The organism is Parapedobacter defluvii (assembly GCF_014642075.1).
In the GTDB taxonomy this organism is placed as follows: domain Bacteria; phylum Bacteroidota; class Bacteroidia; order Sphingobacteriales; family Sphingobacteriaceae; genus Parapedobacter; species Parapedobacter defluvii.
In genome coordinates, this window is record NZ_BMIK01000008.1 from 138,308 (window position 1) to 157,688 (window position 19,381).

Annotated in this window: 18 protein-coding genes and 1 tRNA gene; 7 read left to right on the top strand and 12 right to left on the bottom strand. The window is 48.3% G+C overall.

Going from position 1 to position 19,381, the window contains the following annotated elements; genetic code table 11:
* Positions 1-4: 4 nt before the first annotated feature.
* Together IEX60_RS13060 and IEX60_RS13065 are read right to left on the bottom strand one after the other, a co-directional pair.
* On the bottom strand, positions 5-616 hold the full coding sequence (locus IEX60_RS13060) for a response regulator (RefSeq protein ID WP_188751323.1): 612 nt from the start codon (positions 614-616) through the stop codon (positions 5-7).
* Positions 613-2,550, bottom strand: coding sequence for a tetratricopeptide repeat-containing sensor histidine kinase (locus tag IEX60_RS13065; RefSeq protein WP_188751325.1), 1,938 nt, complete (start codon positions 2,548-2,550; stop codon positions 613-615). The genes IEX60_RS13060 and IEX60_RS13065 overlap by 4 nt, the downstream gene beginning before the upstream one ends.
* 258 nt (positions 2,551-2,808) lie before the next feature.
* Between IEX60_RS13065 and IEX60_RS13070 the strand changes: the two genes are divergently transcribed.
* Positions 2,809-3,126 carry an HPF/RaiA family ribosome-associated protein gene (locus tag IEX60_RS13070; protein WP_188751327.1) on the top strand — a complete coding sequence of 106 codons (318 nt, stop codon included), beginning with the start codon at positions 2,809-2,811 and terminating at the stop codon, positions 3,124-3,126.
* 42 nt (positions 3,127-3,168) lie between these two features.
* Here IEX60_RS13070 and IEX60_RS13075 read toward each other — a convergent pair.
* The 5 genes from IEX60_RS13075 to IEX60_RS13095 form a co-directional block, all read right to left on the bottom strand.
* Positions 3,169-3,242 (bottom strand) — tRNA-Asp (locus IEX60_RS13075).
* A 66-nt stretch (positions 3,243-3,308) separates the two neighbouring features.
* Entirely contained in the window at positions 3,309-4,382 is a 1,074-nt protein-coding gene (gene prfA, locus IEX60_RS13080) for a peptide chain release factor 1 (RefSeq protein ID WP_188751329.1), read from the bottom strand.
* A gap of 116 nt (positions 4,383-4,498) precedes the next feature.
* Entirely contained in the window at positions 4,499-4,828 is a 330-nt protein-coding gene (locus tag IEX60_RS13085; RefSeq protein ID WP_188751331.1) for a DMT family transporter, read from the bottom strand.
* 78 nt (positions 4,829-4,906) lie between these two features.
* Positions 4,907-5,470 (bottom strand): Crp/Fnr family transcriptional regulator, encoded by a 564-nt coding sequence (locus tag IEX60_RS13090; RefSeq protein WP_188751333.1) that lies wholly within the window; start codon positions 5,468-5,470, stop codon positions 4,907-4,909.
* A 7-nt stretch (positions 5,471-5,477) separates the two neighbouring features.
* Positions 5,478-6,227, bottom strand: coding sequence for a UDP-2,3-diacylglucosamine diphosphatase (locus IEX60_RS13095; RefSeq protein WP_188751334.1), 750 nt, complete (start codon positions 6,225-6,227; stop codon positions 5,478-5,480).
* A gap of 66 nt (positions 6,228-6,293) precedes the next feature.
* Here IEX60_RS13095 and prfB point away from each other — a divergent pair.
* Positions 6,294-7,377 (top strand): peptide chain release factor 2 gene (gene prfB, locus IEX60_RS13100; protein ID WP_188751335.1). Its coding sequence is split into 2 segments (ribosomal slippage): positions 6,294-6,353 and positions 6,355-7,377, totalling 1,083 coding nucleotides; the frame shifts between segments, so codons are not numbered across the junction.
* Positions 7,378-7,380: 3 nt separating this feature from the next.
* Here prfB and dcd read toward each other — a convergent pair.
* A complete protein-coding gene (gene dcd, locus IEX60_RS13105) occupies positions 7,381-7,917 on the bottom strand; it encodes a dCTP deaminase (protein ID WP_188751336.1) in 537 nt (178 codons plus the stop codon).
* Between the two features lie 106 nt (positions 7,918-8,023).
* Here dcd and IEX60_RS13110 point away from each other — a divergent pair, with 106 nt between their 5' ends.
* Together IEX60_RS13110 and IEX60_RS13115 are read left to right on the top strand one after the other, a co-directional pair.
* Positions 8,024-8,668 carry a 4'-phosphopantetheinyl transferase family protein gene (locus IEX60_RS13110; RefSeq protein ID WP_188751337.1) on the top strand — a complete coding sequence of 215 codons (645 nt, stop codon included), beginning with the start codon at positions 8,024-8,026 and terminating at the stop codon, positions 8,666-8,668.
* Between the two features lies 1 nt (position 8,669).
* Positions 8,670-9,074: a vWA domain-containing protein gene (locus tag IEX60_RS13115; RefSeq protein ID WP_188751338.1), complete on the top strand. Its 405-nt coding sequence runs from the start codon at positions 8,670-8,672 to the stop codon at positions 9,072-9,074.
* Between the two features lie 6 nt (positions 9,075-9,080).
* Here IEX60_RS13115 and IEX60_RS13120 read toward each other — a convergent pair whose 3' ends face one another.
* The 4 genes from IEX60_RS13120 to IEX60_RS13135 are packed head-to-tail and all read right to left on the bottom strand — an operon-like array spanning position 9,081 to position 13,256.
* The gene (locus tag IEX60_RS13120) at positions 9,081-10,451 is read right to left on the bottom strand and encodes a hypothetical protein (protein ID WP_188751339.1); all 1,371 of its coding nucleotides are present in this window, start codon (positions 10,449-10,451) and stop codon (positions 9,081-9,083) included.
* A 1-nt stretch (position 10,452) separates the two neighbouring features.
* Positions 10,453-10,917 carry a thioredoxin-dependent thiol peroxidase gene (gene bcp / locus IEX60_RS13125; RefSeq protein ID WP_188751341.1) on the bottom strand — a complete coding sequence of 155 codons (465 nt, stop codon included), beginning with the start codon at positions 10,915-10,917 and terminating at the stop codon, positions 10,453-10,455.
* 19 nt (positions 10,918-10,936) lie between these two features.
* Positions 10,937-12,631 (bottom strand): M23 family metallopeptidase, encoded by a 1,695-nt coding sequence (locus tag IEX60_RS13130; RefSeq protein WP_188751343.1) that lies wholly within the window; start codon positions 12,629-12,631, stop codon positions 10,937-10,939.
* Between the two features lie 13 nt (positions 12,632-12,644).
* Positions 12,645-13,256, bottom strand: a complete 612-nt coding sequence (locus tag IEX60_RS13135; RefSeq protein ID WP_188751345.1) for a fumarylacetoacetate hydrolase family protein — start codon at positions 13,254-13,256, stop codon at positions 12,645-12,647.
* A 286-nt stretch (positions 13,257-13,542) separates the two neighbouring features.
* On the opposite strand from IEX60_RS13135, the gene IEX60_RS13140 reads away from it, so the two are divergent.
* The 3 genes from IEX60_RS13140 to IEX60_RS13150 all read left to right on the top strand — a co-directional run bounded on the left by IEX60_RS13140 (position 13,543) and on the right by IEX60_RS13150 (position 19,371).
* Positions 13,543-14,262, top strand: coding sequence for a hypothetical protein (locus IEX60_RS13140; protein WP_188751348.1), 720 nt, complete (start codon positions 13,543-13,545; stop codon positions 14,260-14,262).
* 351 nt (positions 14,263-14,613) lie between these two features.
* On the top strand, positions 14,614-17,646 hold the full coding sequence (locus IEX60_RS13145) for a SusC/RagA family TonB-linked outer membrane protein (protein WP_188751350.1): 3,033 nt from the start codon (positions 14,614-14,616) through the stop codon (positions 17,644-17,646).
* A 96-nt stretch (positions 17,647-17,742) separates the two neighbouring features.
* Positions 17,743-19,371 carry a RagB/SusD family nutrient uptake outer membrane protein gene (locus tag IEX60_RS13150; RefSeq protein WP_188751351.1) on the top strand — a complete coding sequence of 543 codons (1,629 nt, stop codon included), beginning with the start codon at positions 17,743-17,745 and terminating at the stop codon, positions 19,369-19,371.
* The last annotated feature ends 10 nt before the right edge of the window (positions 19,372-19,381 follow it).

Below are 19,381 nucleotides of genomic sequence, written 5' to 3' on the forward strand. Positions count from 1 at the left end.
CCGGTCAGATCAGTTTCTGTTCGAATGCCATTTTGACGAGTACCGCTGTGTTTTTCGCACCTAGCTTCAATAGCAGGTTCTTTCGATAGCCTTTGATGGTCTCCGGGCTCAGGAAAATCTGTTCGGCAATTTCACCGTTTGTCAGCCCTTCACAAATCAGCCGGAGCAATTCCCGCTCCCGTTGGCTCAGCCAAATGTTTTTTGAGGCAGGTTTTTTCATCAGAAGGTCGATTTCGTGGCATAGAAATGTCTTACCTGCGGCTACCGCTTCAATTCCGGCCAACACTTCCTCGGTCATGGCGTTTTTAACCAGGTAACCCGAGGCCCCGTTATCCAACATCTGTCTGACAACGGTATATTCATTGTGCGTAGTCAGTGCCAATACTTTTGTGTCCGGAAATTGCGTGGTCAACTCCTTACAAAGATCTATGCCGCTCATATCCGGTAATCCAACGTCTAGCAGCAATACATCCGGTTTCCAAAACCCGATGGAATGGCGGCAGTCCATCGCATTATGGGCGATCCCAACCACGGTTGCTACCGTCGATTCGGCGATCAATCCTTGCAACCCCTCTGCCAGGATCTTATGGTCGTCAACGATTGCTACTTTTATCATACCTGTTCATTTGGCTTCAATTCCAGTTCCACATGGATTTCTGTTCCATGTTCCGATGAGTAAATGTCCATATTCCCTTGAAAAGCAGCAACACGCTGTCGGATGTTTCGTAGGCCCATGCCCTCAGTGACCATTTGCTGATCGAAGCCAATTCCATCGTCCTGGACGGTAAACGAGACACGGTCCGGTTCTTGAACGAATTGCACATTAATATGCGTGGCTTCTGCGTGTTTGAGCGCATTGTTAACAAGTTCATGGATGCAGCGATAAATCAGTATCTCCAACTGCTCAGGCAGTCGGCCTTCGTTGCCGAAATAATGAAAATCTACGCCTGGGATGGCACCGCAGAAATCGGATAGCGAAGCTTTCAGGCCATAACGCATCAACGATTCAGGCATCATATGATGGGCTACGCGGCGCAGCTCCTGAATGGAATCATCTAGCATACCCAATGCTTTTTGAAAGCGGGGCACATCAATAGTTCCCATAACGGTGCCGCTTTTCATTTGGGGTAGGTTTAGTTTGACGACGGAAAGCATGCTGCCCAGTCCATCGTGCAGGTCTTTGGCCAAACGGCTGCGTTCGGCGGCTTCGCTGTCAAGAGCCGCCTGCGCTGCGACCAGCTGTTTTTCCTGTTGCAGGCGGATTGCCTCTTTTTCTGCTAGCTTACGTTGGCTTACGGCTAAGCGATAGCGAACCACCGCAAAGGCCAGTCCGCACAATAGGATTATGGCACCGGCAATACCCAACCAGGCATATAATCGACGTTGTCGTTCGAGCGTATAAATCTTTAATTCTTTTTTTTCTGCTTCGTATTTCACCTCCAACGCCGACACCGCTTTTTGATAATCCTGACTACTGTAACGATCCAAGACGTCCCGATAGTGATCCAGGTAAAGGGATGTGAGATCGGCGTGCCCCAAATGCGCATGCGCCCGGATGAGGTTGGCATACACGTTCCGCAAGACATTGGTATCGGTTGAATCATTGTCCAAGACCTTCATGGCATGTTCCACACATTGGTCATAGTGCCCCTGATATAAATGGATGTTGGATAAAATGATCAGGGAATGGGCGATCAGGTTGGGAAATCCCAGTTCGTTAGCCCGACGCAGCGCCTCTTCAGCAATGGGCAAGGCATTTGCATAATCATCATGGTGATGATGTATTTTGGCGATAGTCTGCAATGCGATATTTTCGCTATGCATGTTGCCGCTTTCCCGAAATAACCGGAGAGCCTCCTCAGCGTAATGCAGGGATTGAGCCTTCGTTTTGTCTTTGTATAAATAAATGTCGCTGAGCGATGTATATACGCCCGCAAGACCTTCTTTGTCGTCGGTTTGCTCGGCCAATTCCCTAGCCTTCCCAAAGTAAAGCAAGGCTTGATCGTAATTGATCATCATCTGATAAATGCCGCCGATGTTGGCATACAGCTTGCCCGTTTCCCTTAGGTTCTTTTCCCGTTCGAAGTAGCCGACGGCCTTTAAATAACTTTCGATCGATTCTCTATACAGACCCTGCTTCTGGTACAGGTTGCCATACGCAGCATGGATAACGGCTTCAAGCCTTTCTTCTCCAATCCGCTCTACGATGGCTAATGCGTTCCCAAGATAGGTGGCTGCCGAATCGTATACGGATCCCATGTAATAGGCTACCCCTATATTCCGGTAAAATGTTGCCCGCATATGTTCATCTGTGGTTTGCGATACCAGTTCAAGCCCTTTCTTGCCATATGCGACTGATTTCTGCATGTCGCTATTCATATATGCCCAACTGAGGTCATCGTATAGGTTTATGCGTTCAGAAGTGGGAAGACTCTTGTCTTGCAGCAACTGTTCTAACGAATCGATCGATTGCGCCAACAATCCGTCTGAAAGCAAGCAGGCAGTGAAAAATAGGAAAATCCATCTTCGTTGATGAGCTATCTTTTTCATTCGGGTTATGGACCGTATTAATCGATTATGAACAAAGATAGTGTATTTACTTCCTCAAAAAACCCCCTTTTGGGGGTATTATCGTGAACAGGTGCTCATAACTTTGCATTCATCTTCAGAAGCTACGTGCCCAAAACAGCCGTTTTACCAACAACGTGTTTTATGATGATAAGCCAATAGGTATATAAATGACATTGATATGGCTGATCGGCCCTGCCTATCCGATTCTTATTTGTAATATCGCAAAAAAAACAACGTATGACAGTACAGATCAATTCAGACAAGCACATTAAAGTCAGCGAAAACTTTATCGCCCGGATTACGGAAGAGTTAACTGATACGCTTTCTCATTTTGAAGAATTCATCACCCGCATCGAGGTTTTCCTCGCCGATGAAAACAGTACCCGGCAGGGAAGCAACGACAAGCGATGCACGATAGAAGTGCGTATAAAAAATCTGAAACCAGAAGCTGTTACGGCCACCGCTGATGACATTGGTCTCGCATTCAAACAAGCTACCGATAAGGTGCTCCAATTGGTGCGGACACGCGTAGACAAGCTGAAAAGTCATTCATAAACTAAAAAACCCTCTCTAAGAAATTAGAGAGGGTTTTGTCAGCGGTCTGGACGGGACTCGAACCCGCGACCCCATGCGTGACAGGCATGTATTCTAACCAGCTGAACTACCAGACCTGCTTCCCGTTCGGGACTGCAAATATAGCGTGTTTTCGCTATTTGCAAACAAAAATTTTAAAATATTTATAATGTCGCACCTTCCTTCATTTTCTCGGCGTTTTCAGCGAATTGGAGGGCGTCGATAATATCCTGAATATCACCATCCATGATAGCTGGAAGGTTGTATAGGGTCATTCCGATGCGGTGTTCCGTGACCCGTCCCTGCGGATAATTATAGGTGCGGATTTTGGCAGAACGGTCGCCCGTGGAAACCATCGTCTTCCGTTTGGCAGCAATATCTCCCTGCTTTTTCTGCACTTCCAGCTCGTATAGCTTCGAACGAAGCATTTCCATTGCCAGTTCCCGGTTGGCCAGTTGCGATCGCTCCACCTGGCAAACAACCACAATTCCGGTAGGCTTATGGGTAAGCTGTACCTTGGTCTCTACTTTGTTGACGTTTTGACCTCCGGCCCCGCCTGAGCGGGATGTTTGCATTTCGATATCCGCAGGATTTATCTCCACGTCAACCTCTTCGGCTTCGGGAAGTACCGCAACGGATGCAGCGGAGGTATGCACCCGGCCTTGTGTCTCCGTATCGGGTACACGCTGCACACGGTGTACGCCTGATTCGTATTTCAACTGGCCGTATACATCCTCGCCGGTTACCTTCAGAATGACTTCTTTGTAACCGCCTGCGGTTCCTTCGGTTACGTCCATCACTTCGGCACGCCATCCCTTCTGTTCAAAATAACGCGTATACATCCGATAGAGGTCACCCGCAAACAACGCGGCTTCATCCCCACCTGTGCCACCCCGGATTTCCAATATGGCATTTTTGGAATCTTCGGGATCTTTCGGAATGAGCATCAGCCGGATTTCCTCTTCTTTGGCTTCTTTTTGCTCCAAAAGAATATCCAGCTCTTCTTTGGCCATCTCACGCAATTCCTGGTCTTTTTCGTTAGCAAGAATGCCTTTGTTGGTTTCGATATTGCTGACCATATTTTTATAAATATGATACTGCTCCACGATTTTGCCCAGATCTTTGTATTCTTTATTGAGCTGGGCAAACCGTTTCATATCGTTGATGGCTTCGGGGCTACTTAATTCGCGCTCTACCTCTTCCCACCGATCTTTTATGGCTTTTAATTTTTCTAACATAGCTTGTTACGCGTGAATTCGCTGATTTGTTTTTTCAGAAATACAAATCAGCAATATGCGCACAAAAATACGTTTTTTTACCGTTTTTTTGGATGTAAAAAAGCATCGCTATCCTATCAGTGTGGTGAAACGACCTTGAGGCCGACGATTGAACCGATGAGTGTGGTGATAAAGACCAACCGCCATAGCGTAGCCGGTTCTTTAAAGAAGATAATACCGACCAGTACAGTGCCGACGGCCCCGATGCCCGTCCATACAGCGTAGGCAGTGCCAAGCGGCAGCGTTTGGGTAGCCCGTATGAGCAGCACCATGCTTAATGTAAGGCAGACGACGAAGCTGGTGTACCAACCGATGGATTCCATACCAACAGTGGTTTTCGCTTTGCCAAGGCTTGCTGTAAATCCGACTTCAAACAGGCCTGCAATAATTAAGATAATCCAATTCATAGTAAAATTATGGAATGTTTTCCTGCAAATATCCGCATTGAACGGCTTTGAATTTTTTACAAATGATAAAAAAAGGAATTACCTGAATTCAGCACGGATACGGCTTAATGTGACCTGGCTGATGCCCAGGTAGGAAGCGATGTATCCCAGTTGGACGCGTTGCAATAAATTCGGCTGATTGGTTACGAGTTCATGATAACGTTCAGCGGCAGGTTTGAATTGCCGTGACATCAATCGCTCTTCCGTCTTTATCAGCTCTTGCTCGGCAAGTTTCCTGCCCCAGTTTGCGATGTGGACATCGAGGGTATATAATTGATGCAATTCGGCTATTTTCAGGCAGTACAGTTCGCTCGTTTCCAACAATTCGATATTCTCATAACCGGGACGGCGCTGAATATAACTTCTCAGTGAGATTAAGGAATCCCCGTCCATTCCGAAACATAGGGTTACTTCGTTGGCGCCGTCGTGATAGTAGACGCGAGCTAATCCCTGGGAAATAAGGTAAATGTTGCGCTCTAATTTGCCAGCCCGGAAGAGTAGGTGACCCTTGCGCAACGTAACAGGTTGGGCAATTTCCGCCAGTCGATGTGCTGACGCGGAAGGCAGTTGAGCGATGGCTGATATGACCGTAAGGATATCCATGCTGAAACTAAGGTTCCCACCGGCGCAACATCAATTGCGCGCCGTCAAACACTGCATAAGTATTGTAATTTATCCACTCGCCCAGGTTAAGGTACTTGCTGCCTTTAGGTAAATCGATTTCCAACGGAAGATGGCGGTGCCCGAATATAAAGTAGTCGTAATGCTGTTTTTCGAGTATAGATTTGGCGTACACAATCAGCCATTCCTTGTCTTCACCTTGAAAATCTTCCTCCCCGCCGGATGCAATTCGGCTATGGGCAGACCATCGCTGCGCGATGCCGATCCCCAAGTTGGGGTGCAGCCGGGCGAACAGCCATTGGCAGAAGCGGCTGCGGAATATTTTCTTCAGCAATTTATAGGTGCCATCACCCGGGCCCAATCCATCCCCGTGATGGAGATAAAATGTTTTTCCGCCCCGCTCAATGACCCGCTCGTTGTCGATGATTTCGGCCCCCAGTTCGTTTTTAAGGTAGCTAAACATCCACATATCGTGGTTGCCCTTGAAAAGCGTAATCCGTACGCCGAGGTCTGCCAATTCGGCCAGTTTGCCCAAAAAACGGATGTAGCCTTTTGGCACGACGGTGGCATACTCAAACCAGAAGTCGAAGATATCTCCCATTAGGTAGAGCTCAGCGGCGTCCGTTTTAATGGCGTCCAGCCAACCAACGATGCGCGACTCCCGCTCGCGCGTCGCCGAACGGGGATGGGCTCCCAGGTGAAAGTCAGAAGCGAAATAGATCTTGTCGCGCGTTGCCATCGCGGCCAAACTTAGATAAAATTGTTGTGATGTACAATTGTCATCAAATTCCTTACCTTTGCCCCCATGACCAAGGAACAGATACAGGACTTGAGGGATCGAACAGCTTCCCTGAGGAGGCATCTTTGACATCGATGCACGAAAAGCGGAGATAGAAAAAGAACAGGATATCACCCTGCAGCCCAATTTTTGGGATGATTCCAAAGCGGCCGAGAAAACGCTGCAATCCATCAAGAGCAAAAAAATATGGACCGACCATTTCGACGAAGTGGCCGCAGCGGTAGATGATGCGGTGGTCATGTTTGACTTTTACCAATCCGGAGATGCTTCGGAAGCCGACCTCCGCGAGCAATACGAAAGCGCGCTGGAGAAAGTGGAGGCACTGGAGTTCAAAAACATGCTGAGTGCCGAGGAGGATCAGTTAGACGCTGTGTTGCAAATCACCGCCGGTGCGGGAGGGACAGAAAGCTGTGACTGGGCAGGTATGCTCATGCGGATGTACATCATGTGGGGCGAAAGCAATGGGTATAAAGTAACTGAACAGGATTATCAAGAAGGAGACGTGGCGGGGATCAAAACGGTTACCTTACAGTTTTCCGGCGACTTTGCCTACGGTTATCTCAAAGGAGAAAACGGCGTACACCGGCTGGTCCGGATCTCCCCGTTTGATTCCAACGCCAAGCGGCACACCTCTTTTGCGTCTGTATATGTGTATCCCTTGGTGGATGATAACATCGAAATTGAAGTAAAGGATGCGGACATCGAATGGGATACCTTCCGCTCCGGGGGCGCAGGCGGGCAGAATGTGAATAAGGTGGAAACGGCTGTACGCCTGCACCATAAGCCCACAGGCATCATCATCAAAAATCAGGAATCGCGCTCCCAGTTGCAGAACAAGGAAAACGCCTTACGGTTACTGAAGTCACAGCTGTATGAAATCGAGATGCGCAAGCGGCAGGAAGCTACAGCGGCAATAGAGGGTAGTAAGAAAAAAATCGAATGGGGGTCACAGATCCGGAACTATGTGCTGCATCCATATAAGTTGGTCAAAGACCTGCGTACCAATGTTGAAACTTCCAATACCCAGGCGGTACTTGACGGGGAAATCGATGAATTTTTAAAGGCCTACTTAATGGAATTCGGTGGGTAATCACTAAAACTCATTCTTCCACATCATGCTCTCTACAGGGCGGGTTGTTTTATTATTGTATTTTGCATTTCCCTTGGTATTGTAGAAGGTTTCGATCTCTCCTTCAACTTTGAAGTAAATCAACTGACCGATGGGCATCCCTGCATAGATCCGAACAGGCTGGGCAACGGAGATTTCCAGTGTCCAGGTATTGCAAAACCCAACATCCCCTTTGCCGGCCGTGGCGTGGATGTCGATACCCAGGCGTCCCGTACTGGATTTCCCCTCAAGAAAAGGCACGTGATTATGGGTTTCGGTATATTCAAGTGTCACGCCGAGGTAGAGCGTATTGGGTTCTAACACAAATCCGGTTTTTGGAATTTCAAAATGAACAATTTCGTTGTGTTTTTTGGCATCGAGCACCCGGTCTTTATAGGTAGCTAAATATTTTCCCAGATGAACATCGTAAGAATTGGTGCCCAGGCACTCCCGGCGGAAGGGCTCGATGATGATGGAGCCGCGTTCAATTTCCTCCAGTATGCGTTTATCAGATAAGATCATTATGGATTTTTGATTTCACAAATCGTTCCGCCAAAGATAGTGTAATAATTGTTATGCAGAAAAATGACATTTGTGAAAAAAGGCAATTTTCGCTAAGTTTGACTACATGGCATTGGTATATTTACGCGAGCTGGATAACAACGTTCGCTTCGCAATCTGGCGCATCGAAGAATCTGCGGACGATCTGATTGGCCGTCTGCAGTTGGATGATCGCGAAAAAGCGGTGCTCAGCCGTTTGAACAAAGGTAAGCGGACGTTGCACTGGCTGGCCACCCGGGTGTTGCTGCGGAAGATGCTGGACACGCCCGGCTACATCGATTGCCCGTCGGATGAAAACGGCAAACCGTATCTGGCAAATTTCCCACAGCGGATTTCATTGACACATTCCTTCGATTACGCGGCCGTGATGATGAGCGATAACGGTGAGGTAGGAATTGACCTGGAACTGGTAAAACCGAAAATCCTGCGCATTGCGGATAAATTCATGAAAGCGGAAGAGCTGGAAGTCGTCGGTAATGACCATGTCGAAAAGCTATATGCCTGTTGGTGTGCAAAGGAAGCGGTATATAAATTGCAGGGAAACAAAGGTGTGTCGTTTAAGGACAACATGACCATACGGTCTTTTGATTTTCAGGATCAGGGCGTGTTGTTCCTGGAGTTGGATGCACCCGAACGAAAGGAATTGTTTAAGGTATATTATGAAAAATTCCAGGAATACATGCTGGGATATGTGACGGAGGGTCAATTATAAGATGCTTAAAAGAGATTCATTAACTGCACAGATGCAGCAGTTGAGCCATACACTGGCTAAAGTGAAGCGGCTGATTGAAGAGCGGCAGGAAACACAGGCGCTGTCCACTTTACAGGAAGTGTTCGGGGAGTATTTTGGTACAAATATCACCGATCTGCTGGAAACTCCGGCCAACGTGTTTATACAGCGGTTCAAAAAGGAAGACCTAAAACCGGAAGCATTGGGTCTGTTGGCCGATTTTCTCGATGCACTGGCTGACGTGAGCGATGATGCTTCAGACAGACGCGCAATTTGGGAGAAGGTGGTGCTCATCTACGATACGTTGGAACAGGAACACAAAGTAGTTTCCTTTGCCCACATTGCGCGGAGAAGTGCCATTTTGGCGCAGTTGGATAGCCAATCCTGATACAGGTTACGAAGCACTTTTAAGTGCATTCACTAGTTGAATGAGGCTATTGATCTGGGTATTGTGCATGCGGAGCGTACCCTGCGTGGATACGTTTCCCTCACCGGTCCGTCTGCCCGATACTTCAAGATGATCAAAAAGCTGTATATAGGGAGTGAACATAGGCGAGAGAGAAGCCGGGTCCATGCGTCCGAAATTAATCCGCAAATACAGTACGCGATCGTTAGCAGCACGCTGTGCTGGAATTTCGGAATAACGATCTGCTGTGTGAAATTGAAGGAATCCGCCGGGAACGGCACTTATGTACAGTTGATATAAGGGCATCGCGTCCCGATTTACTCCTTGTGGGCCGAGCATCCCTTGGGTCTGTAAATAAGCCAGTAGACCGTCATCGGCCGCGATGGATAAATAAACTTCTGGTACGGATTTTTCAACCAGCTCCTCACGTTCGTGCATGGTGAAATCTTCGTCGTAGTCATAGCTGATAACCGTGTCCTGTTGCTTTACCGTGCCTTTCCATTCTGCGATTAAATTCCCCTGATAATGTTCCAATAGGCTATCCCCCAGTAGCGTATAGGGGCCGATTTTAATGGGTTTACCCGCTAAGAAGGATGGTATGCCGGCTATCCAGAGGCTGGCGGTATTGGACTCGGGGAATCGGGGTTCGATCACTCCGGATGTAGGTGGATTTCCCAGGGTATGCGTAATGGAAAATAATATCCGGCCGTTTTTAAATTTGATGGCTGCTTCTTGCTCACCCCTTATGGCAATATGGCCGCTGGATTTCTGGATATCGCGGAAAGGACTTTCGCTGATCGCTGACCATGCATCGGATGTCATCAGCGCATCTATTTTTTTCCGGATTACAGGCAAAGGCGATGCGATTTTTTGGGGCGATACCGCAAAGAAAACGTTATTGGCATCATAAACAGCCAACACATGGTCAGAATAGGCAAATTTTCCCAGTGTATCCCGTTGCACAATCAGTGTTGATTGTTTGGTTAACCAGTTGGAAAATTCAGCGGTATCGGCCAGTGGCACCGAGCCGAAATAAAGGGCAGAGGAGGCATCGGTTGCTGCGGAATCAAGCTGGTATAAGAAAACATTCGCAGGCACCGATATTCCTGTTTGTGATAACGTTTCTCGGTTGAATTCCATTGGCTTTTCATGCGCTTTGCCCTGGTAATAAGAACGGTTCCAAAGCGCATTCCAGGCAAGGTCTACCAGAAGTGCATCCACACTGATCCGGATAACGGATTTTGCTTCGATTGGGATCGGCGTTTGATAGGAACGGTGCTGTCGGTACGTCCAATATCCCCATGCAGCAGCCACAACCAGCAGCAGGAGGCCTATGAGAATAGCAAGTGTGCGTTTCACGTTAGCTGGCCAATAGTTCGCGTACCTGCTGGGCTGCGCGTTCATTGTCTACTTTGTCGATGATGTGCGTAATGGTTCCCTGCTCGTCAATAACGAATGTAACGCGCAGCGTGCCCATGTATTTTCTTCCGAACAGCATTTTTTCACCCCAGACACCGTAGTCATTGACGATTTTCTGATCGGTATCTACCAGTAAATTAAACGGGAGATCGAACTTCTTGGTAAAATTCCGGTGCGAGCGCTCCGTATTGATGCTTACGCCGATGACTTCAAATCCATCGGCCAGTAACGATTGGTAGTTGTCCCGGAAATTACAGGCTTCGGCGGTACAGCCCGGTGTGTTGTCTTTGGGATAAAAATAGAGAATGACTTTCTTTCCCCGGTAGTCTGCCAATGAGACCTTCTCTCCATATTGATTGGTTGCGTTGATGGCAGGGGCCTTATCGCCCACTTTCAGTTTCTTCATTCGGATGCTTGCTGTATATTTAGTTGATAAAGTTTGCTTCGTATGTTTGCCGGTTATCCTTCCAGTCAACAACCTCCAAACGGAATCGGTGTTTCCCTTTGGCGAGATCGCCTTCAAATACATGCCAGAGGGAACGCGATTTGGAATCGTACTCCATAAGTACCCATTGATCGTCTATGTAGCCGTTGAACGACTGGATGCCTGATAGGTCGTCGAAAATCTTGAAGTTAACCCGGTTTATTGCGCCCATGTCCTTGCCTTCACTGATGTTCTGCGGTTGGATTGTGGGCGGCAGGGTATCGACAGTTACATAGAAACTGCCAAAGGATCTCGTTTTGGTGCGTACCCAACCGTCGTCAAAATTGCCTCCCTGCGATCGCCTTTCGACGTCAACAATGATGGCTTTGGGTTTCAATGCGTCCGTCAGTGTTTCGTCGGGCTTTATTTTCAGTTCGTAACTTTTGAACAGGGGGATGAATCGGTTGTGGACATGCTGAAGCATGGAGTAGCCGTCTTTCGGACGTGCTCCCTGATGGTAGTTGAAATGCAGGTGGTCGTATAGCGCACCCAACGGCATAATCACTTCGACGTGCTCGGCGGCATAGTGATTTTCCCGGTCGTAGCGGAACATGGCCGTACCGGAGGTGCGTGGTCGTGCAGGTGTGTAGGAGGGGGTATTCCGTACATTGAAGGTGTGTGTGCTGGTGTTGCCATGGGCATCTCGTACCCGATAGGTGAAGGTATGTTCTGCTTCGTCTGTCAGCGTAATGCTTCCATCTCCTTCGAGAAAATGGAAAATGTTAACAGGGTTGTTCGGATCCTTAAAGCTTTTTTGCACCCGGGTCTTTTTCAGGATATAGTAAGGATAGTCAATGTAGGAATGGATGGTACTGGAGGTTTCGAACGACAGTTCCTCGAACAGTACCGTGCTGACGGGGTGACCATCCAGCAACAGTTCGATGGAATACACCCCGTTGTTGAACGATGTGCCGCTATGCCGGTCTACCGTGTTGATTCCCACGCCAAACCGCCCATTTACGGGGATGGTCTGTTTATTCGTAAGCGAGAGATGACGCCGGGGTGTATGTTCACTGAACGGATCATCCGCGAGGTCATAGACCGTAATCCCCCGGATAGTGGGAGGAATGTCGTCGGGAAATTTCAGGCCAAACAGTTGGGGATTGAGTGGAGCTTCAGTCTTTGTATCCCGGATTTCAAAGTGCAGATGTGGTCCTTGTGAACTGCCTGAGTTGCCCGATAAGCCGATGCGGTCACTCTTTTTCACTATCACTGTATTTTCTTCCAGGGGGATGTCCACATCAAAACGCTGTAATTCGTATTGCTTCGCTTTGACAATGGCCATCAGTGGTGCACTGAATTCCTGCATGTGCAGGTAAACGCTCGTATAGCCGTTGGGGTGGTTGATGTAAACCGAGTTCCCCCCTCCGCCGATCTGGACGCGGACGCGGGATACATAACCATTTGCAACAGCAAAAACCGGAAGTCCTACCCGTTGCTGGGTACGGTAGTCATCGCCCGCATGGAAATGCGTGGAACGCAGTTCGGCAAAGGTACCCGATGCCTGAGGAGGGATGGCCAGTGGGCTCCGGAAATATCCCTGGGGGTATTCACGGTTTTTGATGAGGGGGAGTTGTGCCTCCGCATGGGAAATAATAAGTGTGTAGATAATCGCTAAAACAAAGATAAACCTCATGAAATTTCCGATATTATTTCACATAAAAACGAAGCAGCTGCCGATCGCCGATAAATCCCTCCAGCAAATCACCCACAGACACGGGGCCTACACCCGCAGGTGTGCCGGTAAAAATGAGATCTCCTTTACGTAGCGTGATGTACTGCGATACAAAAACCAGGATGTCTTCAAACGAAAACAAAAGATCCCGCGTATTGCCTGTTTGGACGGTTTCTCCATTCTTATCCAAACGGAATGTCAGGTCATACACGTCTCCAACTGTTTCCTTCGGAAGCAATTCACTCACCGGTGCCGAGCCATCAAACGCTTTGGCCAGTTCCCAGGGCAACGCTTTCTCTTTATGCTGCTGCTGGATATCCCTGGCCGTAAAATCGATCCCCAGCCCAATTGCATCGTAATAGGTGTGTGCAAATTTCGCGCCGATGTGCTTTCCCTCCTTGCAGATCCGGAGCACAATTTCCACTTCGTGATGAATATTTTTGGAAAAATCCGGATAGTAAAAATCCCGGTTATCTTTCAGCACAGCCGTATCCGGCTTGAGGAAAATAACCGGTTTTTCGGGAATCGGGTTATCCAGTTCCTTGGCATGTTCGGTATAGTTACGGCCTATGGCAATGATTTTCATTGGAATATGTTTTACAATAGAACGCGGATGACACTGGTTTTACGGATGCTCACAGATCAATTGTCTATCGGTGAAAATCCACCCCATCCGCGTCATCTGTGTTCCATCCTCCATCCGAATAACTTGTTTTCCGGCAAACTTAACGCTTTGCGGTGAAACAACCGAATGTTATTACAAGGATGTTAAACCCATGAGCTCATCGTGGCTGAATGGATGAAATGGTTTTAATTTATTCGTTTTTAAAAAATTTGTATATTCACTTCTGGAATTAAACAAGGAGGTGTTTATGCAAACATTGAATGCCAATTGGTTTATCGAAGTACCCATTGATTTTGAGCACAAACAATACCAGCTGTTGGCCTATTTGCAGCAAATCAATACACATTTCAACAAGACACAGCTTTATCCCAATTTGAATGACTTGATTTTCCATTACAATAACCTCAAGAAATTCAAAAGTGACAAAACCATGCTTGAAACAAATTTTCCGGTACGGTTAAGTAATATCGACCTTACTGCCGTCAAGATGACGTATGAGAGAATTGTGAATGACGATGCCATGATGAAGGAAATTGAACAAATCATTGGCTATGCCGTCAGCAAAATTAAACCTGCCATCAAAGAAGGACAGCAAATCCATGATTTTGTGGAAAGCCATTTAGCCATTTCGGAAATAGGCGTGCGGCCACTGTATCCTTTCCACGGGTACCTGCTGTTACGTAATGGCGACGAAAAGGGGACGCGGGTATACGAATATCAGGTGACACTTTTTGAAAATCATCACGAGAAATACCGCGGAATTCACACCACTTATGTCGCCAAATATGAAAAACATTTTATTTACAATACCCCTGAGTCCATACGGAAAGATCTGATCCATACCCGTAGGGAAGTGCCCAATCCGGCGGTTTATCAGGTGGAAAGTGACATTACCTTTCCCGTGGAGAACACCCTGTTGCCCTTAGCCAAGAAAACACTTGTCAAGACAATCTCGGCGTTAAACTGATGAGGTAGCCCAACGTATACACCAATGGTTTTCGAAAAATAAAAACCATTTGTCGGGGCTGCTGTTAACATCAGTAACTATTAAAAACGGGTCTGTTATAAGCACGTAAATTACAAACACACACAAATTATGCAATTCAGGAAGCGTCCGCCACCGTTTGCTAAATTGGTTTAGTAAACTGCATTAATTGTAATCTTTGGGGGTGTTTTTCCAAATTCCCATCTACTATGGAAGTCGGCACCTAAATGTCTTCCGACACCCACAAATTTAAGCTAACACACATCATGAACTTTTGCTGATGATTCCAATCAGCAAGATCCCATCTACCATTGAAGATTAAAACTGATTCAAATGAACTATTTAACTTATTTTACAAGGGGATATACTGTTCTAGTCGTTCTGTTTTTGGTTTCGGCGGCAGCTTACGGTGCAACCGTATCCCATCTGCCAATATTGCAGCAAACCATTACCGGGAAAGTTGTCGGAGCCACGGATAGCCTGCCGCTTACGGGGGTCACCGTTGCGGTGAAAGCTACTTCCCGGGGAACTACCACCGATGATAACGGAAACTTTTCCATCGAAGCGTCCAAAGGAGAAACGATTATCTTTACCTATCTGGGATATCAGGATCAGGAAATAGAAGTAGGCGATGAGCAGGTACTTTCCATTGCGCTCCAGCCGGATGATGCCCAGGCGCTGGAGGAGGTCGTGGTGGTGGGATACGGTACCTTGCGCCGTAAAGAAGTAACTTCCGCGGTGGCCACCGTGCGGGCGGAAGATTTCAATGCCGGCGGTGCGCGTTCGCCCATGGACCTGATCCAGGGTAAGGTAGCCGGGTTAAATATTACTCGTACGCAAGGCAATAATCCCAATTCGGGTGCAGCCATCCAATTACGAGGGGTTACGTCACTGACGGGCTCGCGCACGCCGTTGATTGTGATTGACGGCATTCCGGGTGGAAGCTTGGATTTGCTGCAGCAGGACGACATCGAGTCGTTCGACGTACTGAAAGACGGGTCGGCTGCAGCAATTTATGGAACGCGGGGAAACGCAGGCGTTATTCTCATTACAACCAAAAAGGGACGCGAAGGAGAGGCCCGGTTTGACTATTCCACCTATGTGCAGCGGGAAGTGGTGGATCGAAAACCGGATTTTCTGAAAGCGTCCGACTTCAGGGAGCTGATTTCACAGGGGTTGATCAGTGCCGATCAGGACTTTGGTGCTTCTACCGATCTCTATGAAGAGCTGGTGAACCGGCAGAATGTAAGTCAGTACCATAACTTTGCCGCGTCGGGTGGATCGGCTAATACCAATTACCGGGCATCCGTGTTTTTCAACGATGCGAATGGCATCGCGAAGCAAAGCGCCCGGGAACAGTGGGGTGGACGGATCAACATCAACCAGCGGGGCTTGCAGGATCGGCTTAGCATGCAGGTAAACCTAGCGGCAAATTTCACCAAGTCAAACCTGTTGGGTGGTGGGTTTGATAATTCGGACGACCCAAACGCCCGGGTTAACAGTACCGGCTCGGATTTCGAGCAAGCTGTACAACGTAATCCAACTGCACCGATTTACAACGAAGATGGATCGTTTCTGGAAACACAGGCATATAATAATTATAATCCCATATCTCGGTTAGCAAACCGCATTGCGGAACGCAACCAGCAGGTATTCTCAGGCGATGCCAAACTGACCCTTGATATTATCGAAGGTCTTTCGGCCTCTGTATTCGGATCGTATGTACGAACGAATCTGAATGACCGTTTTTATCGTTCAACGAATGACTGGGAGCAGCGTGAGGGTACAGACTGGCAAGGCATGGCCTATGCGGCCAAGTGGAACGACCTTTCCTGGACCCAAACGTTGGAGTCGACGGTCGACTATCATACGACATTCAATGAAGATCATTCATTAACGGCGCTGCTCGGCTACAGTTATCAATACGGCAGTGTCGAACGGTTCAATGTAAATAACAACGGTTTTACCAGCGATGGCTTTCTGGACTGGAACCTTGGAGCCGGCAGTGCCATCAACAACACCGCTTTGCCGCGGCCGGGAATGGGCAGCTTTAAAGAAGATAATACGCTGGTGGCGTTCTTCGGCCGGGTAAATTACGCCTACCGGGGTAAATACATGGCACAGGCCATTCTCCGTCGGGAAGGCTCATCCCGCTTCGGTGCCAACCACAAATGGGGAAATTTCCCCTCGGTATCCGTTGGTTGGACATTGAGCGAGGAGGAATTCCTGCAGGATGTATCGCAGATAAACGAGCTCAAACTCAGGGTAGGATACGGTGTAACGGGCAACCAGGGGATCCCTAACTACCGTTCATTGCTTACCTTGGGCACCGGTGGCGTGTATCCGCAGGAGGGGGTTTACTACCAGACGTATGGACCCGCGCGTAACCCCAATCCAAACCTGCGGTGGGAGCAGAAAGCGGAATGGAATTTTGGTTTGGACTTCGCCCTGTTCAACAATCGCCTTAGCGGTGCAATAGACGTTTATGACCGCGAGACCAAGGACCTGCTGTATGAATACAATGCACAACAGCCCGCATTCGTACGCGATCTGATCTATACCAACGTAGGCTCCATCCGTAACCACGGTGTAGAGCTGCAGCTATCGGCAGTAGCCATGCAACGCGATGACTTTCGCTGGAACATCGATTTCGCCGGAAATACCAATGCCAATAAACTGACGAAACTGTCTGCCGACGTCTTCCAGGCAAACTGGTTGGAGTTTTATGGACTGCCTTCGCCGGGTGCACTCGGCAACGCCTTCCGGTTGGAAGAAGGTGGAGAAGTGGGGAATTTTTACGGTAAGCGTTTTGCCGGCTTTACCGACGAAGGACAGTGGCTTTTCTACAAGGCAGATGGAACGACCGGAACCGCCGTCGAGATGAACGCCAACGACCTGACCATCATCGGCAACGGGGTACCCAAATATCAGGCTTCCCTAAACAATTCGTTTGTTTATAAGAATTTCGATTTGACGATCCTGTTCAGGGGAAAATTCGGCTTTGACATCCTGAACACGCAGGACCTGTATTTTGGAAATAAGCGATGGCTGCCTAACAACCTGCTTCGGAGTGCCATTACTACACACAATCAACTGAATGACGACCCGCAGTATTCCGACTATTACCTGGAGCGCGGCGATTTCGTGAAGCTGGACAATGTGACACTCGGCTATAGCTTTCAACTGAACTCCTCGTACATCCGCAATATGCGGGTTTATGTAACCGGCAGAAATATCGCAACCATTACCGGATACAGCGGTATTGACCCGGAGCTGGAAGATACCGGGTTTGAGGCCGGCGTGGATAAACGGGGATTTTATCCACGCACGCAATCGTGGGCAATTGGGTTAAATGTTGGATTTTAAAAGAGGCGAAAATGAAACCTGCTGTGTCGGCGCCTAATGCAGAAGGCGATGAAAACGCAGGTTCCATTAGGCTGTTAAGAATAAAATTATTTTCTAATGAAACGATATTTGAATAAAATGGGACGCACCGTATTGGTGAGCCTGGTGGTGCTGATCGGTGGATGTACCAATTTGGATGAGAACTTATACAGCGAATTGGAGAAAGATAGCTTCTACAATTCCCGCCTGGAAGTATTGCAGGCATCACTCCGGCCATTTACGCACATGCAGGCATGGCTGGCACCCACCGGTCAGACGGGATACTTTTATCACGCGGAGTTATCAGCGGATCAATTGGCGTGGCCGCAGAAAGGACGCCACGGTTACGATGGAGGTGATCATTTCCGTCAGCACTATCACACCTGGACAGACAACGAAAACCCGACACGGACGGCCTGGATATTGATGTGGACCGGCGTGGGTTACATTAACTCGGCCATCGCAGATCTCAGTGGAGTTGACTATGCAGCCTTGGACATCAGCGAGGAGGAAATGGCGGCAATCGTGGCCGAATTGCACGTCTTACGGGCATTCCATTACATGAAAATTATGGAATTATGGGGAAATGTGCCGATCTCGACCGAAGTGGCCGAAGAGCCTACCAACCTCCCGACACAACCGCGGGAAGAGGTGTTCGAGTTTATCCGCACCGAATTGGAAACGTACGTGCCGCAGCTGTTACCCTACTCGGAAGAGTTGGTTGGACGGGTTTCGGCTTCTGCCGGATATGCCATGCTGGCTGAACTGTATCTCAATGCGGAATATTTCGTTGGAACGCCGATGTGGGATGAATGCATCGCAGCTTGCGACAAAATCATTAATGGAGAAGCCGGTGGGCTCGGTGGAACACCGAAGCTTGCACCGGATTTAACCACTACCTTCAGCAATACGAATCAACATGCAACGGAGTCTCTATTTCAGTTTGCGTTCAGCAGACAGGGTGGATTCGTTTTCGATTGGGGCGCATACCTGATGGGATATTCGAATATAAGCGAAGCACTTGATGTAGGCTATTCGGGGAATAATGCCATGGTTGTTATTCCCACTGCATTCGACGCGTACGCGGAAAACGATCTTCGCAAATCGGAATGGTGCCTGTTCGGTCCGCAATACAAATACGGCACGGATGAGCCGATACTTGGAACGGAAGAATGGAATGAACGTCCGTTTATATACGTTAATTCCATCCGGCGGGAAAGCGAGGGGGATGTGACCAGCGAAGGCAGCATGGCGGAAGGAGAAGAAAACAGCGGTGCCCGGTTCAATAAGTACAAATCAGGGCGGGTCAGTGATCCGAATTACCGGGAAAACCATTACATCATGTACCGCCTTACCGAAATTTACTTCAATAAGGCCGAAGCCATCATGCGCCGCAATGGCGGCACTGCCACGCAGGAAGCGGTTGACCTCATCAATGCCTGCCGCGAACGGGCCTTTGCACCTGAAGACTGGCCAGAAGCACGGTATACAACCGCTACATTGACCTTAGATGAGCTGCTTGCAGAAAGGGGGCGCGAGTTTATCTTTGAGGGAAAACGGCGTACCGATATCATCCGTTTCGGCAAGTTTACCAATGGAACATGGTGGGATCATGAACCCACGAACGATCCAAACCGGGAAATCTACCCGATTCCATATACACAGATTGCCATCAATCCAAATCTTGAACAAAACCCAGGGTATTGATAAATAATCG